Genomic DNA, 15,696 nt, shown 5'->3' on the forward strand with positions numbered 1-15,696 from the left:
TTATGATACTTTCCTTTTTCAGGCGGGGCTTCTAACCTCGCCCTCAGGAACATGTTCCAACTGGGAGACAAACCAATGAAAAAGCTTCTTCTTGCGACCGCCGCCGGCGCTCTGATCGCCGGTGCCGCCGGTGCTGAAGACATCAAGATGGGCATCTCGCTCGGCTTCACGGGACCGCTGGAATCGATGGCCCCCGCGATGCGCGACGGTGCCAAACTGGCGATGAAGGAAGTCAGCGACTCGGGCCTGCTGCTGGACGGTTCGACCGTAACCGCGGTTGAAGGGGATTCGACCTGTGCAGATGCTGCCGCAGCGACCGCGACAGTCGAACGTCTGATTACCGCCGAAGGCGTGAAAGGCATCGTCGGCGGCATGTGCTCGGGCGAGACGATCGCCTCGCTGGAGAATGTCGCCAAGCCGAACGGCGTGGTGATGATCTCGCCCTCAGCTACCTCGCCGGCGCTGTCCACGATCGAGGATAACGGCCTGTTCTTCCGCACCTCTCCGTCGGATGCCCGTCAGGGTCAGGTGATGGCCGACATCATCATGGAAAAGGGCATCAACAGCGTTGCCGTCAGCTATACCAACAACGATTACGGCAAGGGTCTGGCCGACAGCTTCCAGGCCGCGTTCGAGGAAAAGGGCGGCACCGTCACGGTGAACAGCGCCCATGACGACGGCAAGGCCGACTATTCCGCCGAGGTTGCGGCGCTGGCAGCCGCGGGCGGCGATGCGCTGGTCGTGGCGGGTTATGTCGATCAGGGCGGTTCCGGCATCGTGCGCGCCGCGCTGGATACCGGTGCGTTCGACACCTTCGTGTTCCCCGACGGCATGGTCGGCACCGCGCTGGTCGAGAATTTCGGCACCGAGATCAGCGGCAGCTTCGGGCAGAACCCCGCTGCCGAGGGCGAAGGCCGCGACACATATCTGAAACTGGCCGAAGAGGCCGGATATGACGGCTCGGGGGCTTTCTCGGCCGAAGCCTATGACGGCGCCGCGCTGATGCTGCTGGCCATGGCCGCTGCGGGCAGCAGCGATCCCGGCACCTACAAGGACAAGATCATGGACGTCGCCAACGAGCCGGGCGAAAAGATCATGCCGGGCGAACTGGCCAAGGCGCTTGAGATCATCAACGGCGGCGGCGATGTAGATTATGTCGGCGCAACGTCGGTTGAACTGGTCGGCGCCGGTGAATCCGCAGGCGTCTATCGCGAGGTTTCGTTCAACGATGCCGGCGAAATGGAAGTCGTCGGCTATCGCTGAGACCCGCTGATCACAAGGGCCCGGCGCCATCGCGGCGCCGGGCCTTTTTTCAATGACAAGAGCCGCGTTGACGGCCACACTTCACCAATCCAGTGAAGACAGGGATGCAGGAATGATAAGGGTCGAAGACCTTCACCGCCATTTCGGCGGTTTCCGGGCCGTAGATGGGGCCAGCCTCACCATTCGCGAAGGCTCGATCACCGGGTTGATCGGGCCGAACGGTGCCGGAAAATCCACCTTGTTCAACGTCATTGCGGGCGTTCTGCCGCCGACATCGGGCAAGGTTTACATGGACGGCGAGGACATCACCGGCCTGCCCCCCCACGCGCTGTTCCATCGCGGCTTGCTGCGCACCTTCCAGCTTGCGCATGAATTCGCGTCGATGACGGTGCGCGAGAACCTGATGATGGTACCCGGCCAGCAGACCGGCGAAACGATCTGGAAGACCTGGTTCAAGCGCGGCCAGATCTGGCGCGAGGAAGATGCGTTGCGCCGCCGCGCCGACGAGGTGCTGGATTTCCTGACCATTCGCCATCTGGCGCATGAGAAGGCAGGCAACCTGTCGGGCGGCCAGAAGAAGCTGCTGGAACTGGGCCGCACGATGATGGTCGATGCCAAGATCGTATTCCTAGACGAGGTCGGCGCCGGGGTGAACCGCACGCTTCTGGGCACGATCGGCGATGCCATCGTGCGTCTGAACAGGGAACGCGGCTATACGTTCTGCGTGATCGAACACGACATGGATTTCATCGGCAAGTTGTGCGACCCGGTCATCGTCATGGCCGAGGGCAAGGTGCTGGCCGAAGGCAGTGCCGCCGACATCATGCAGAATGAAGAGGTGATCGAGGCCTATCTGGGCACCGGCCTGAAGAACAAGGACATGGTGGGCGCATGAGCGACGCGGAAAAGGCATTCGGCAAACGCGGTAATCGCGATGCCTCGGTCGTCAATCCGCGGCCTGCGGGCACGGTGGACGGCAGTCGGCGGTCGGGCCCGGTCGGACCGGGCCGCGAGGGCGATCCGTTCCTGATCGGTGAAGGCATGTCGGGCGGCTACGGACGCGGGCCAGACATTCTGCACGACTGCACCATCGCCGTCGAGAAGGGCCAGATCGCGGTTATTGTCGGTCCCAACGGGGCGGGCAAATCCACCGCCATGAAGGCGATATTCGGCATGCTGGATCTGCGCAAGGGCAGCGTCCGGCTGGACGGGCGCGACATCACGGCCCTGAACCCCCAGGACCGGGTCAAGGCCGGGATGGGTTTCGTGCCGCAGGTGAACAACATATTTCCGTCAATGAGTTGCGAAGAAAACCTGGAAATGGGTGCGTTCATCCGCAAAGACGACATCGCGGATACCATGGCGCAGGTCTATGACCTGTTCCCGATCCTGAAGGAAAAGCGCCGTCAGGCGGCCGGCGAGTTGTCGGGCGGTCAGCGCCAGCAGCTTGCCGTGGGACGGGCGCTGATGACGCGGCCCAGCCTGCTGATGCTGGACGAACCCACGGCGGGCGTCAGCCCGATCGTGATGGACGAACTGTTCGACCGGATCATCGCCATCGCGCGCGGTGGACTGCCGATTCTGATGGTGGAACAGAACGCAAAACAGGCCATGGCGATCGCCGACAAGGCCTATGTGTTGGTGCAGGGCGCCAACGCGCATACCGGATCGGGCAAGGAACTGATGAACAATGACGAGGTGCGCCGCACCTTCCTGGGGGGCTGAGGCATGGACATCCTGAACGCCCTCGTGGCCTTTCTGAACTTCGTCTTCATTCCCGCCGCGGCCTATGGCGCGCAGCTGGCGCTTGGCGCGCTGGGGGTGACGCTGATCTATGGCATCCTGCGGTTCTCGAACTTCGCGCATGGCGACACGATGGCCTTCGGGACCGCGGTGACAATTCTGGTGACATGGGCACTGCAGGCCGCCGGAATATCGTTGGGGCCGCTGCCCACCGCATTGCTTGCGCTACCGCTGGGAATCGCCGGAACGGCGGCGCTGGTCCTGCTGACAGACCGTGCGGTCTATCGCTTCTACCGGGTCCAGAAGGCCGCGCCGATCATCCTCGTGATGGCCTCGGTCGGGGTGATGTTCCTGATGAACGGGCTGACCCGCCTGCTGATCGGCGTCGATGAGCAACGTTTTGCGGACGGCGCGCGCTTTGTCATCAATGTCCGCGACTTCCGCGAGATGACCGGCCTGCAAGAGGGGCTGGCGCTGAAGACCACGCAGGCGTTGACCGTGATCGTCGCGGTCATCGTGGTCTGGGCGCTGTTCTGGTTCCTGAACCGCACCAAGTCGGGCAAGGCGATGCGGGCCTACTCCGACAACGAGGATCTGGCGCTGCTGTCCGGCATCGACCCCGAAAAGGTGGTGCGGCTGACATGGATCATCGCCGCCGGCCTGGCAACCATCGCGGGCGTGCTTTACGGTCTGGACAAGGCTTTCAAACCCTTCAACTATTTCCAGATTCTGCTGCCGATCTTCGCCGCCGCCATCGTCGGCGGTCTGGGCAATCCGCTGGGGGCGATCGCCGGCGGCTTTGTCGTGGCCTTTTCGGAGGTCGCGATTACCTATCCCTGGCTGAAGGTGGCGGGATACCTGTTCCCCGGCTGGGAGCCCGGGGGGCTGCTGCAATTGCTGGGGACGGAATACAAGTTCGCCGTCAGCTTTGTCATTCTGATCGTCGTGCTGCTGTTCAAGCCCACCGGGCTGTTCCGCGGCAAGTCCGTGTAAGGGAGGGCCGGTCATGTCAAGCAACCGTCAGGCCGCAACCACCAATCCGTGGCGCGCCCCGATCCTGTTCGCGATCCTTGCCGCATTGTTCGTCATGGAAGGCACCATGCGCAATGCGATGTTCTCGGGCAGCTGGAACACCGCGCTGGGGATCCTGAACATGGGCCTCATCTCGGCGATCACCGCGCTGGGTGTGAACATGCAATGGGGCTATGCCGGCCTGTTCAATGTCGGCGTCGTGGGTTTTCTTGCGCTTGGGGGCGTGGCCCCGGTGCTGATCGCCACCCAGCCGGTCGAGGGCGCCTGGAATGCCGGCGGGCCTCGTGTCCTGATCGCGCTGGCCGTCGGGCTGGGCACGCTGGCACTGGCCGTGCAGGCATGGAAACGTCTGCGCGCCGGACGCGGGCTTGCCGTGCTTGTCATTCTGATCGCCGGTTTCGTGATCTATCGCTGGCTGTTCGATCCTGCCGTCTCGGCGATCGAGGCCAACAACCCTGCCCGGCACGGCAATATCGGCGGGCTTGGCCTGCCCATCCTGCTGTCCTGGGCAGTGGGTGGTGCCTTTGCCGCCGCCGCCGCGTGGGCGGTGGGCAAGGTCGCGCTGGGGCTGCGGTCGGATTACCTGGCCATCGCCACGCTGGGGATCGGCGAAATCATCGTGGCGGTCCTGAAGAACGAGGACTGGCTGGCGCGCGGCGTCAAGAATGTCACCTCGATCCCCCGCCCTGTTCCCTACGAGATCGAACTGCAAGGCAACCCGGAATTCGTATCCTTCGCGCAGCGCTGGGGCTTCGGCGCAGCCGAGGCGTCGGGGATCTGGGTCAAGCTGTGCTACATGTCGCTGTTTCTTGTCGTGCTGCTTGCGATCATCCTGCTGGCCGAGCTGGCGCTGAAATCGCCCTGGGGCCGGATGATGCGCGCGATCCGCGACAACGAGACGGCGGCCGAAGCCATGGGCAAGGATGTCACGGCCCGGCATTTGCAGGTCTTCATCCTGGGTTCTGCCGTGATCGGCATCGCCGGGGCGATGATGATCACCCAGGACGGGCTGATGGCACCGGTCGGCTACAACCCGTTGCGGTACACGTTCCTGATCTGGGTCATGGTGATCGTCGGCGGGTCGGGCAACAACTGGGGCGCCGTGCTGGGGGCCGTGCTGATCTGGTTCCTGTGGATCAAGGCCGAGGTGTGGGGACCCGCGCTGATCGGCGTTCTGACCGCGCCCCTGCCAGAGGGTGGTCTGAAAGACCATCTACTGGACAGTGCCGCCCATATGCGTTTCATCGCGATGGGACTGGTGCTTCTGCTGGTGCTGCGTTTCGCGCCGCGCGGGCTGGTCCCCGAGAAATAGAGCCGCCCATACGCCAATAAAGAAACGGCGCGGTACATCCGCGCCGTTTTCCTGTTGGGCCGGGTGATGCGTTCAGGCGCAGTCGTCGCCCAGAACCACGCTCCACCAAAGCCGGCCATCCGGGCCACGCGCCGCGCCTGCCCCGATTTCATCGCTTGACTGGCCAAGCAGTTCGACGCGGTGCGGTTCCGACCCCAGCCAGCCCGCCACGACCCCGGATGGCGATCCTCCGATCGAGACAAGCTGGGCCACCCCGCAGGTCGGGTAATCGACCGCACGTGCCCGGTCGACGACGTTAGAGCCATTCGACCCCGCCACAGTCGCCCGCCGCATCGCCGCGACATCGCAGGCATGGGACTGCGCGATCTGGTTCAGCTTGGCGTTGGGCGCAAGCACGGTCTTGCCCTGCGCGGCACGCGCCGCATTCACGGCATCGGCCATCGCAGCCTGTTGTCCAGCGTCGCCCGAACACATTGCGGCCAACGCCTGATCGGCGGGAACGGCAGCGTCATCCGCACCCAGAAGGTCGGTTTCGGCACTTACCCGATTGCCCGGTTCACACGCCGCCAGCATGACCAGGCAAATCATCGCGGTGGAAGTGGTTTTCAGGTTCATCGGCAACCTCGCCTCAGAGACTTGTTAATATTGATATTTTGGAACGCCGAAGCGCGCCGTGGGGTTCCGCGTATGGCTGACCTCTTGCACCATCGCGAAACCGACCTTAAAGCGCATCCATGACCCAGCACCAGCGCCTTCTGATCATCGATTTCGGATCCCAGGTGACGCAATTGATCGCGCGACGCCTGCGCGAACTGAACGTCTACTGCGAGATCCGCCCCTTCAATGCCGTGACAGGCGACGACCTGCGGGCCGACCCGCCACAGGCGATCATCCTGTCGGGCGGCCCGGCCAGCGTGACCGAAAAGGACAGCCCCCGCGCACCCCAGACGGTGTTTGAACTGGGCGTGCCTGTCTTCGGCATCTGTTATGGCCAGCAGGTCATGATGACCCAGCTTGGCGGCAATGTCGAAGCGGGCCACCATGCCGAATACGGTCGTGCCTTCATCACCCCCGCGCCGGGTCACAAGCAGGACGGCATCTTCTCGGGTCTGTTCGAAAGCGGTCGCGAAGAAGTCTGGATGAGCCATGGCGACCGCGTGACCGAGATGGCGCCGGGTTTCGAAGTCATTGGCACCTCGACCGGCGCACCGATGGCGATGATCGCCGACGAGGCGCGCAACTTCTATGCCGTGCAGTTCCACCCCGAGGTGCACCACACCCCGCGCGGCCGCAAGATGCTGGAAAACTTCGTCCGGCTGGCGGGCTTCACCGGCGACTGGACGATGGCCAGCTACAAGGACGAGGCGATCCGCAAGATCCGCGAACAGGTTGGTGACCGCCGCGTGATCTGCGGGCTTTCCGGCGGTGTGGATTCCTCGGTCGCCGCGGTGCTGATCCACGAGGCAATCGGCGATCAGCTGACCTGCGTCTTCGTCGATCATGGCCTTTTGCGGCTTAACGAGGCCGACGAGGTGGTCACGATGTTCCGTGACCACTACAACATCCCTCTGATCCATGCCGATGAGGCCGATCTGTTTCTTGGTGCGCTGGAAGGGGTCAGCGACCCCGAGATCAAGCGCAAGACGATCGGCAAGCTGTTCATCGACGTGTTCCAGCGCGAAGCCGAAAAGATCGAGGGTGCCGAGTTTCTGGCACAGGGCACCCTGTATCCCGATGTCATTGAGAGCGTCAGCTTTTCGGGCGGACCTTCGGTCACCATCAAGTCGCACCACAATGTCGGCGGCCTGCCCGAGAAGATGGGCCTGAAGCTGGTCGAGCCGCTGCGCGAACTGTTCAAGGACGAGGTTCGCGCCCTTGGCCGCGAACTGGGCCTGCCCGCCAGCTTCATCGGACGCCACCCCTTCCCCGGTCCGGGCCTTGCCATCCGCTGCCCCGGAGAGATCACCCGCGACAAGCTGGAAATCCTGCGCAAGGCCGATGCGGTCTTCATTGACCAGATCCGCAAGCACGGTCTTTATGACGAGATCTGGCAGGCCTTCGTGGCAATCCTGCCGGTTCGCACCGTCGGCGTGATGGGCGACGGGCGAACCTATGATTACGCCTGCGCACTGCGCGCCGTGACATCGGTCGATGGCATGACTGCGGATTATTATCCCTTCACGCATGAGTTCCTGGGCGAAACGGCCACGCGGATCATCAACGAGGTGAAGGGCATCAACCGCTGCACCTATGACATCACCTCCAAACCGCCGGGCACGATCGAATGGGAATGACCTTCTGACGGGAACGCGCGGGGCAGCTCGCGCGTCCTTTCGTTTCAGGAGGTGTGCATGACCCGATTGATCCTTGTTCTTGGCGACCAGCTGTCGCGCGACGTCGCCGCCCTGCGCGAGGCCGGCAAGGACGACGTGATCGTGATGGCCGAGGTGATGGACGAAGCCAGCTACGTCCGCCACCACCCCAAGAAGATCGCCTTCCTCTTTGCCGCGATGCGCAAATTTGCCGCCCGGCTTGCGGATGACGGGTTTCGGGTCGCCTATACCCGGCTGGATGACCCAGACAACAGCCAGAAGATCGGCGGCGAATTGCTGCGCCGCGCGGCGGAATTCGATGCGGATGAGGTGATCGCGACCGAGCCCGGCGAATGGCGTCTGATCGACATCCTGACATATCTGCCGATCAAGGTGCATCAGCGCCCCGACGACCGCTTCTTTGCCAGCCATGACGACTTCGACACATGGGCCAAGGACCGCAAGGAGTTGCGGATGGAATGGTTCTATCGCGATATGCGCCGCAAGACCGGGTTGCTGATGGACGGCGACCAACCCGCGGGCGGAAAATGGAACTACGATCATGACAACCGCAAGCCGGCCGATGTGGACATGTTCCGCGAGCCGCCGCCACGCTTCGCCCCCGACGCGGTGACGAACGAGGTTCTGGATCTGGTCGCGGCGCGATTTCCTGACAATTTCGGCGACCTCCGGCCGTTCGACTACGCCACCGAACGCGACGGCGCATTGATCGCGCTGCAGCATTTCATCAGCCATTCCCTGGACGAATTCGGCCCCTATCAGGACGCGATGCTGCGGGACGATCCGCATCTGCACCATTCGGTCTTGTCGCCCTATCTCAATGCCGGGCTTTTGTCCCCGCGCGAGGTCTGCGACGCGGCGGCCAAGGCCCATGCCGACGGCAAGGCGCGCCTGAATTCCGCCGAGGGGTTCATCCGGCAGATCCTTGGCTGGCGCGAATACATGCGCGGCATCTATTTCCGCGAAGGTCCGGACTATACGCGGCGCAACGCCCTGAACCATCGGCGCAGGCTGCCATGGATGTATTGGGGCGGCGAAACGCGGATGGCCTGCATGGCCGCCGCCATCGGGCAGACAGGGCGTCTGGCCTATGCACATCATATCCAGCGGCTGATGGTGACAGGCAACTTCGCTTTGCTGGCCGGCATCGACCCGGCCGAAGTGCATGAATGGTACCTGTCCGTCTATATCGACGCCTATGAATGGGTCGAGGCCCCGAACACTATCGGGATGAGCCAGTTCGCCGATGGCGGGATCGTCGGCAGCAAGCCCTATGTCAGTTCCGGGAATTACATCAACAAGATGTCGGATTACTGTGGCGACTGCGCCTATTCGGTGACCGCGAAGACCGGCCAGAATGCCTGTCCCTTCAATCTGCTGTACTGGGACTTTCTGGTCCGCCACCGCGACCGGTTCGAGACCAATCCGCGCATGTCACGCATCTATGGCAACTGGGACCGGATGGACGCGGACAAACGCAGGACCATCCGCAGCGACGCCGCCGCCTTCCTGCGCAAGATGTCGGACGGCGCAGTGGTCTGACTTGACGCCCCGCCATCCCGCGCGGGATAGAAGGGTCTGACAATCGGAGGCAGACATGATCCGCATCGGCATCGGCGGCTGGAATTTCGCGGAATGGCGCGGGGTCTTCTATCCCGACGGTCTGCCGCAGCGGCGCGAGCTGGAATATGCCAGCACCCATCTGACCTCGATCGAGGTGAACGCCACCTATTACGGCAGCCAGAAACCCGCGACGTTCCGGAAATGGCATGACCAGACGCCCGAGGATTTCGTGTTCGCGGTCAAGGGCCCACGCTTTGCCACCAACCGTCGCGTACTGGCCGAAGGCGGGGACAGTGTGACAAGGTTCCTGAATTCCGGCGTCACCGAGTTGCGCGCAAAGCTGGGTCCGATCAACTGGCAACTGGCCGAGTCGAAGACATTCGACCCCGAGGATTTCGCCGCCTTTCTGGCGCTGCTGCCCGCCAGCCATGACGGTCTGACCCTGCGCCACGCCATCGAGGCGCGGCACGCAAGCTTCGCCAGCGACGAAGCCGCCGCGCTTTGCCGAGACCGCAATATCGCCATCATCCGCGCCGGCGACAGCAAGTTTCCCGAAATCGACGCGACGACCGCGGATTTTTCCTATCTTCGGCTGATGGGGACCACCGATATTCCAACCGGCTATTCCGACGCCGATCTTGACCGGTGGGCGGACACGGCACGCGGGATCGCCGGGGATCGAGACCTTTATCTTTATGTCATCTCGGGCGAAAAACCTCGTAACCCCGCCGCCGCCATGGCCCTGATCAAAAGGTTGACATCATGAACTGCGCTTGCGGACATCACCACACACGCCCCGAACATGACTGCGAGGATACCGGCACCCCGATCGATCTGGCCCGTCCGATGTCGGCGCTGCAGGGGCGTTTGATCTGCGCCGATGCCGCGCAGATGATGACGGCCCTGTCGCTGCTGTCCGATCATGCCGATCTCAGCCGGGCCGAACCGGGCTGCCTGAGATTCGATCTGTGGCAGGACGAAGACCCGTTGATCTGGAATCTGTCCGAGCTGTTCGTGGATGCCGACGCTTTCGCGGCACATCAGTCCCGCACCGCCGACAGCGACTGGGGTCGCGCCAGCACCGCGATCCGGCGCGATTTCGACAGGCGCGACGTGGTGCCGCGGATCCGCCCGGAACGCCGTGCCGATCACGATCCCATCGACACCCTGCTGCGCGCGGCGTTCGATGGTGAGGACGAAGCAAGACTTGTCCGCAAGCTGCGCGCGGACGGCGATCTGCATCTGTCGCTGGTCGCCGTGGCCGCCGGCACGGTCCTGGGTCACGTCGCGCTGTCGCCCGTGACAGGCGACCGCCCTGCCCTTGCGCTTGCACCGGTCGCGGTCGCGCCGGGTGCTCAACGCCTGGGGATCGGTGCCGCGCTGATCAACGAGGCGATCAGGCAGGCCGCCGACCTGCCTGTCGTGGTGGTTGGCGATCCCGCCTATTACGCGCGTTTCGGTTTCCTGCCCGCCGATCTGTCCTCACCCTATGCGGGACCGTATCTGCAGATGGTGGGCGACCTGCCTGCCAAGGCGACCATCCGCCATGCCGCAGCCTTCGCGGATCTGTAGCGCCTGTTCCTTCGAGCGCTGACCGCTGCGCTGGCCAAGGCTTGCGGTTCGGCCTGCGACGGTCCACATCTTGGGCCAATCAGGAAAAGGACATCGAACATGGCAGGACAACCGACCTTCGACGCAGCCGAACAGGTGAAGGCCACGCCGTTTGGCGATCTTCCCGTCTGGGACCTGACCGATCTTTACCCCGCGCCCGACGCGCCCGAACTGGCCGATGACATTGCGCGGCTGGAAACCATGGCTACCGATTTCGCCGCGCGCTATCAGGGCAAGCTGGCCGATCTGGATGCCGCCGCGATGCTGGACTGCATCGAGACCTATCAGCAGATCGACATCATCGCCGGTCGGATCATGTCCTATGCCGGGTTGCGCTATTACCAGAACACCGTCGATCCCGCGCGCGCCAAGATGCTGGGCGACCTGCAAGGCAGGATCACAGACATCACCACGCCGCTGGTGTTCTTCAGCCTCGAATTCAACCGGATCCCGGACGCGACCTACCAGGCCGTCTTTACCGACCCGAACGGTCCCGCACGCTACAAGCCGGTCTTCGACCGGATGCGTGCCATGCGCCCGCACCAGTTGTCGGACGAACTGGAACAGTTCTTGCACGACAATTCGGTCGTCGGCGCCGCTGCGTGGAACCGGCTGTTCGACGAAACGACCGCCTCGCTTGGCTTTCAGGTCGGCGACGCGACATTGAGCCTTGAAGAAACGCTGAACCTGCTGACCGAACATGACCGGGCCAAGCGCGAGGCCGCGGCCCATGCGCTGGCCAAGGTATTCGGCGACAACGTCAAGCTGTTCGCCCGTGTCCACAACACCTTGGCCAAGGAAAAGGCCATCGAGGACAAATGGCGCAAGATGCCCACGCCGCAGACCGCACGGCACCTGTCGAACCATGTCGAACCCGAGGTGGTCGAGGCGCTGCGCGACGCCGTAACGGCGGCCTATCCGCGCCTGTCCCATCGGTACTATGCGCTGAAGGCGAAATGGCTGGGGCTGGACAAGCTGCAGGTATGGGATCGCAATGCGCCGTTGCCGACCGACGCGCCACGCATCATCGGTTGGGACGAGGCGCGGGAAACTGTGCTGGATGCCTATTCCGGGTTCGCGCCGAAGCTGGCCGAACTGGCAGAGCCATTCTTCGACCGTGGCTGGATCGATGCCGCAGCAACGCCCGGCAAGGCGCCCGGCGCCTTCGCGCATCCGACCGTCTCGACGGTTCATCCCTACGTCCTGCTGAATTATCTGGGCAAGCCGCGCGACGTGATGACGCTGGCGCATGAGTTGGGCCACGGCGTCCATCAGCGGCTGGCGGCGGATCAGGGCGAGTTGCTTGCGGCGACGCCCCTGACCCTGGCCGAGACAGCGTCGGTCTTTGGCGAGATGCTGACCTTCCGCGCGCTGCTGGCCAAGACCACCGATCCGGCGCAGAAAAAGGCGCTGCTGGCCGGCAAGGTCGAGGACATGATCAATACGGTCGTCCGCCAGATCGCGTTCTACGATTTCGAATGCAAGCTGCATGCAGCCCGCGCCGAAGGCGAGTTGACCCCCGACGATATCAACGCGCTGTGGATGAGCGTGCAGGCCGAAAGCCTGGGCCCGGTCTTCGAATTCATGCCCGGCTACGAGACGTTCTGGACCTATGTGCCGCATTTCGTCCATTCGCCATTCTATGTCTATGCCTATGCGTTCGGGGACGGGCTGGTAAACGCGCTTTATGCCGCCTACGAGGATGGCTTGCCCGACTTTCAGTCGAAATATTTCGACATGCTGGCAGCGGGTGGTTCCAAACATCACAGCGAATTGCTGGCCCCGTTCGGACTGGACGCATCCGATCCCGCCTTCTGGGACAAGGGTCTGTCGATGATCGAGGGATTCATCGACGAACTGGAGGCGCTGGAGAAGTGATTTCGCTTCGGCCGCTGGACCGGCGCGATGCGGACCGGGTCGTGAATATCGCGCCCCGCCCCGATCAGGAGCGGTTTGCCGGAACGGTTGCAGCGGCGCTGGCCGAAGCGGAAACGGTCGATCTGCACGAGATCTGCGAGGGCGAACGCGCGGTCGGTCTGTTCAAGATCGACCGTGCCTATCATCTGAACCACGATTTCGCGGATCCCGGTGACCTGGGATTGCGGGGCGTCCTGCTGGACGCGGGCGTGCAGGGTCGCGGGATCGGCACCGGCGCGATGAGGTGCCTGCCAGATTATCTGCCGCCCCGATATCCGACCGCCGCAAAGGTCTACCTGACGGTGAATTTCCGCAATCCCGCAGCCATTGCCGTCTATCGCAAGGCTGGATTCACGGATGATGGTCGGGTCTTTCTTGGCGGGTCCGCCGGGCCGCAGCATGTCATGCATCTGGATCTGGCGCGGTGACCTGGCGCCACTTGCGCGATTTCGTCATGCAGATGTGGTCCGGGCGGTCTATGTTGGCCGCAACAACACGGAGGCAGATATGCTGAAGCGGTTTCTGATCGGGGTCCTTGTGCTGGTGGCTGTCGCGGCCGCTGCGTTCTTCACCTTCGCGCCGGCCTATGTCGAACGCAGTCTGAACCCGCTGCGGATGCCCGAAGGGGGCTGGCCCGTCACCGCCGAGGCCGAGGAATTGCACCGCAAGCTGGTGATCGGCGACTGGCACGCCGATCCCTTGCTGTGGGATCGCGATCTGCTGAAACGCGGCGACCGCGGCCACACCGATATCCCGCGCCTGCTGGAAGGCAATGTCGCCCTACAGGTCTTCACCACAGTGACCAAAAGCCCGCGCGGACAGAACTATGCCGCCAACAGCGCCGATGCACCTGACAACATCACTCCGCTGTTCATGGGTCAGTTGCGCCCGGTCCGGTCGTGGTTTTCACTGAAGGAACGCGCACTGGTGCAGGCCGAGGCGCTGCGCGACATGGCCGCACGCGCCCCAGACCGCCTGCGCCTGATCCGCAGCCGTGAGGACCTGCGCGACCTGCTGGCGGATCGTGCGGATGGACAACAGGTTCTGGGCGCCGTTCTGGGATCCGAAGGGGGGCATCCGCTGGAGGGCGATCTGACCAATCTGGACGCGCTTTACGACGCCGGCTTCCGGCTGATGGGGCTGACGCATTTCTTCGACAACGAACTGGGCGGCAGCCTGCATGGCGAGGGTGGATCGGGCGCCGGTCTCAGCGCCTTCGGAACCGAGGTCGTGCAGGGGATGATGGAAAAGGGCATGGTCATCGACCTGGCGCACGCCAGCCCTCAGATGGTCCGCGACGTGCTGTCGATCGACGGCACCCGGCCGGTTTTGTCACATACCGGCATCCACGGTCATTGCGACAGCCATCGTAACCTGGACGATGACCTGATGCAGGCCATCGCCGCCAAGGGCGGCGTCATCGGCATCGGTTTCTGGTCGGATGTCGTCTGCGGCGCCGAACCGTCGGACATCGCGGCCTCGATCAGGGCCGCGATCGCGCTGGTGGGCGAAGATCACGTGTCTCTGGGATCGGACTATGACGGCTCGGTTGACGCTCCGTTCGATGCCGCGCATCTGGCTGCCCTGACCCAAGCGCTGATGGATGCAGGCCTCGGTGATCAGCAGATCGCCAAGGTGATGGGAGGCAACATGATGCGATATCTGTCCGAAACCCTGCCCGAGAACCCGGCATGAAGCGCGCGGGCCTTCTTCACGCCGAATTGTCGGGCCTGATCGCCGCGATGGGTCACGGCGACCTTCTGGTCATCGGCGATGCCGGACTGCCGGTGCCGCCGGGTGTGCGCTGCATCGACCTGGCAGTGACGCGCGGACTGCCAGGCATGCTGGCTGTGCTGGACGCGGTATGTGCGGAAATGGTCATCGAGCGCGCCTGCATCGCACACGAAACGGGCCCGGACCTGCGCGAACAGTTTCGGCACCGTGACCTGGGCCACATCGAGGAACTGTCTCATTCGGACTTCAAGCTGTTGACCCGTCAGGCGCGGGCCGTAGTGCGCAGCGGCGAATTCACGCCATATGCAAATATCGGCCTGTTTTCAGGTGTCGCATTCTGATCGGGAACCTGAGACGTTCACCGGCGTTTCGCCCCTGAAACGCGTATCAGGAGACGAACATGCACAAGAAAATCATGATGATCGGCGCGGCTCTGGCAATGACTGCGCTTGCTGCCTGCGAGACGGTTCAGGGTGCGGGTCGCGATATCCAGACCGCAGGCCAAGTGGTTCAACAGGAAAGCGTCGAGGCGCAAACCGGCATGTAATCGCATCGCGATCCCCATAACTTTAAAGGCGACCGCAGGCGGTCGCCTTTTTCAATCGGTGTCGCCGGACTTGAATGGTCGGTCTTGCTGGCATCGAGGGCGATGACATCAGGACCGGCAAAACGCGACGATCCCTGGATCGAGGCTTGCCGTGACCTTGGGTAAAAGGGTTCAGGATGCGCGACCTGCGCGGCGGCAGCCACAATGACCTTCTGGTCGGCGGCTCAGGTCACGACCGCTTGGCAGGCGGCACCGGCGGAGACAGTTTGACGGGGGGATGGGGTCGAGACCTGCTTCTTGGCGGAGAGGGCGTCGATGTGCTGCACGGCGGCCCTGGTGCGGACACGTTCATCTTCCACTCTCCTCGCGACGCCCCGGCTGGCAGGACGATAGAGACGATCATCGATTTCCAGCGGGGCATCGATACGCTTGACCTTCACGTCATGGACGCCAACGTGTCGCGTCGCGGAAACCAGGCATTCGACTTCAGTGACAGCGGCCCTGCCGCGCACTCGGTCTGGGTTGTGTAGCGATACGGTAGCGCTTCCCCTGCAGGACAACGATAGATATCCGCATCGGCCTCATAGGCGAAGTCGGCCTTCTCATACATGCCTTTGAGGCGGTTGCCCGACGTCTCGGGG

Annotated in this window: 16 protein-coding genes; 15 read left to right on the forward strand and 1 reads right to left on the reverse strand. The window is 63.4% G+C overall.

The features are described 5' to 3' along the window. The first annotated feature begins 75 nt into the window (after positions 1-75). From MU516_RS05575 to MU516_RS05595, 5 genes are all read left to right on the forward strand, one after another. On the forward strand, positions 76-1,263 hold the full coding sequence (locus tag MU516_RS05575; RefSeq protein WP_260276226.1) for an ABC transporter substrate-binding protein: 1,188 nt from the start codon (positions 76-78) through the stop codon (positions 1,261-1,263). 112 nt (positions 1,264-1,375) lie between these two features. Then, a complete protein-coding gene (locus tag MU516_RS05580) occupies positions 1,376-2,158 on the forward strand; it encodes an ABC transporter ATP-binding protein (RefSeq protein WP_209055292.1) in 783 nt (260 codons plus the stop codon). After that, complete coding sequence (locus MU516_RS05585; RefSeq protein WP_260276227.1) at positions 2,155-2,988, forward strand: ABC transporter ATP-binding protein; 834 nt, start codon at positions 2,155-2,157, stop codon at positions 2,986-2,988. Before MU516_RS05580 ends, MU516_RS05585 begins: the two co-directional genes overlap by 4 nt. A gap of 3 nt (positions 2,989-2,991) precedes the next feature. Next, positions 2,992-3,999, forward strand: a complete 1,008-nt coding sequence (locus MU516_RS05590; RefSeq protein WP_260276228.1) for a branched-chain amino acid ABC transporter permease — start codon at positions 2,992-2,994, stop codon at positions 3,997-3,999. A gap of 13 nt (positions 4,000-4,012) precedes the next feature. Next, complete coding sequence (locus MU516_RS05595) at positions 4,013-5,350, forward strand: branched-chain amino acid ABC transporter permease (protein ID WP_260276229.1); 1,338 nt, start codon at positions 4,013-4,015, stop codon at positions 5,348-5,350. Between the two features lie 72 nt (positions 5,351-5,422). Here MU516_RS05595 and MU516_RS05600 read toward each other — a convergent pair whose 3' ends face one another. After that, complete coding sequence (locus tag MU516_RS05600) at positions 5,423-5,965, reverse strand: CAP domain-containing protein (RefSeq protein WP_260276230.1); 543 nt, start codon at positions 5,963-5,965, stop codon at positions 5,423-5,425. Positions 5,966-6,084: 119 nt separating this feature from the next. Here MU516_RS05600 and guaA point away from each other — a divergent pair, with 119 nt between their 5' ends. From guaA to MU516_RS05650, 10 genes are all read left to right on the forward strand, one after another. Beyond that, positions 6,085-7,644 (forward strand): glutamine-hydrolyzing GMP synthase, encoded by a 1,560-nt coding sequence (gene guaA, locus MU516_RS05605; protein WP_260276231.1) that lies wholly within the window; start codon positions 6,085-6,087, stop codon positions 7,642-7,644. A gap of 57 nt (positions 7,645-7,701) precedes the next feature. Beyond that, the gene (locus MU516_RS05610; RefSeq protein ID WP_260276232.1) at positions 7,702-9,225 is read left to right on the forward strand and encodes a cryptochrome/photolyase family protein; all 1,524 of its coding nucleotides are present in this window, start codon (positions 7,702-7,704) and stop codon (positions 9,223-9,225) included. Positions 9,226-9,280: 55 nt separating this feature from the next. After that, on the forward strand, positions 9,281-10,012 hold the full coding sequence (locus MU516_RS05615) for a DUF72 domain-containing protein (protein WP_260276233.1): 732 nt from the start codon (positions 9,281-9,283) through the stop codon (positions 10,010-10,012). Further along, complete coding sequence (locus tag MU516_RS05620) at positions 10,009-10,818, forward strand: GNAT family N-acetyltransferase (RefSeq protein WP_260276234.1); 810 nt, start codon at positions 10,009-10,011, stop codon at positions 10,816-10,818. Before MU516_RS05615 ends, MU516_RS05620 begins: the two co-directional genes overlap by 4 nt. A 99-nt stretch (positions 10,819-10,917) precedes the next feature. Next, positions 10,918-12,735 carry a M3 family oligoendopeptidase gene (locus MU516_RS05625; protein WP_260276235.1) on the forward strand — a complete coding sequence of 606 codons (1,818 nt, stop codon included), beginning with the start codon at positions 10,918-10,920 and terminating at the stop codon, positions 12,733-12,735. Beyond that, complete coding sequence (locus MU516_RS05630; protein WP_260276236.1) at positions 12,732-13,202, forward strand: GNAT family N-acetyltransferase; 471 nt, start codon at positions 12,732-12,734, stop codon at positions 13,200-13,202. The genes MU516_RS05625 and MU516_RS05630 overlap by 4 nt, the downstream gene beginning before the upstream one ends. A 79-nt stretch (positions 13,203-13,281) precedes the next feature. Beyond that, positions 13,282-14,469: a dipeptidase gene (locus MU516_RS05635; RefSeq protein ID WP_260276237.1), complete on the forward strand. Its 1,188-nt coding sequence runs from the start codon at positions 13,282-13,284 to the stop codon at positions 14,467-14,469. Next, the gene (rbsD, locus tag MU516_RS05640) at positions 14,466-14,849 is read left to right on the forward strand and encodes a D-ribose pyranase (RefSeq protein ID WP_260276238.1); all 384 of its coding nucleotides are present in this window, start codon (positions 14,466-14,468) and stop codon (positions 14,847-14,849) included. Before MU516_RS05635 ends, rbsD begins: the two co-directional genes overlap by 4 nt. A gap of 59 nt (positions 14,850-14,908) precedes the next feature. Next, on the forward strand, positions 14,909-15,055 hold the full coding sequence (locus MU516_RS05645) for an entericidin A/B family lipoprotein (RefSeq protein ID WP_209055305.1): 147 nt from the start codon (positions 14,909-14,911) through the stop codon (positions 15,053-15,055). Between the two features lie 176 nt (positions 15,056-15,231). Beyond that, positions 15,232-15,585 carry a M10 family metallopeptidase C-terminal domain-containing protein gene (locus tag MU516_RS05650; RefSeq protein ID WP_260276239.1) on the forward strand — a complete coding sequence of 118 codons (354 nt, stop codon included), beginning with the start codon at positions 15,232-15,234 and terminating at the stop codon, positions 15,583-15,585. Positions 15,586-15,696: the final 111 nt, after the last annotated feature.

The sequence above is a fragment of the Paracoccus maritimus genome (assembly GCF_025195095.1).
Lineage (GTDB): Bacteria > Pseudomonadota > Alphaproteobacteria > Rhodobacterales > Rhodobacteraceae > Paracoccus > Paracoccus maritimus.

What these genes read in the sequence shown, in the direction of transcription:
- MU516_RS05575 (WP_260276226.1), top strand. Translation starts at nt 76, where the DNA reads ATGAAAAAGCTTCTTCTTGCGACCGCCGCCGGCGCTCTGATCGCCGGT.
- MU516_RS05580 (WP_209055292.1), top strand. Translation starts at nt 1,376, where the DNA reads ATGATAAGGGTCGAAGACCTTCACCGCCATTTCGGCGGTTTCCGGGCC.
- MU516_RS05585 (WP_260276227.1), top strand. Translation starts at nt 2,155, where the DNA reads ATGAGCGACGCGGAAAAGGCATTCGGCAAACGCGGTAATCGCGATGCC.
- MU516_RS05590 (WP_260276228.1), top strand. Translation starts at nt 2,992, where the DNA reads ATGGACATCCTGAACGCCCTCGTGGCCTTTCTGAACTTCGTCTTCATT.
- MU516_RS05595 (WP_260276229.1), top strand. Translation starts at nt 4,013, where the DNA reads ATGTCAAGCAACCGTCAGGCCGCAACCACCAATCCGTGGCGCGCCCCG.
- MU516_RS05600 (WP_260276230.1), bottom strand. Translation starts at nt 5,965, where the DNA reads ATGAACCTGAAAACCACTTCCACCGCGATGATTTGCCTGGTCATGCTG.
- guaA (WP_260276231.1), top strand. Translation starts at nt 6,085, where the DNA reads ATGACCCAGCACCAGCGCCTTCTGATCATCGATTTCGGATCCCAGGTG.
- MU516_RS05610 (WP_260276232.1), top strand. Translation starts at nt 7,702, where the DNA reads ATGACCCGATTGATCCTTGTTCTTGGCGACCAGCTGTCGCGCGACGTC.
- MU516_RS05615 (WP_260276233.1), top strand. Translation starts at nt 9,281, where the DNA reads ATGATCCGCATCGGCATCGGCGGCTGGAATTTCGCGGAATGGCGCGGG.
- MU516_RS05620 (WP_260276234.1), top strand. Translation starts at nt 10,009, where the DNA reads ATGAACTGCGCTTGCGGACATCACCACACACGCCCCGAACATGACTGC.
- MU516_RS05625 (WP_260276235.1), top strand. Translation starts at nt 10,918, where the DNA reads ATGGCAGGACAACCGACCTTCGACGCAGCCGAACAGGTGAAGGCCACG.
- MU516_RS05635 (WP_260276237.1), top strand. Translation starts at nt 13,282, where the DNA reads ATGCTGAAGCGGTTTCTGATCGGGGTCCTTGTGCTGGTGGCTGTCGCG.
- rbsD (WP_260276238.1), top strand. Translation starts at nt 14,466, where the DNA reads ATGAAGCGCGCGGGCCTTCTTCACGCCGAATTGTCGGGCCTGATCGCC.
- MU516_RS05645 (WP_209055305.1), top strand. Translation starts at nt 14,909, where the DNA reads ATGCACAAGAAAATCATGATGATCGGCGCGGCTCTGGCAATGACTGCG.
- MU516_RS05650 (WP_260276239.1), top strand. Translation starts at nt 15,232, where the DNA reads ATGCGCGACCTGCGCGGCGGCAGCCACAATGACCTTCTGGTCGGCGGC.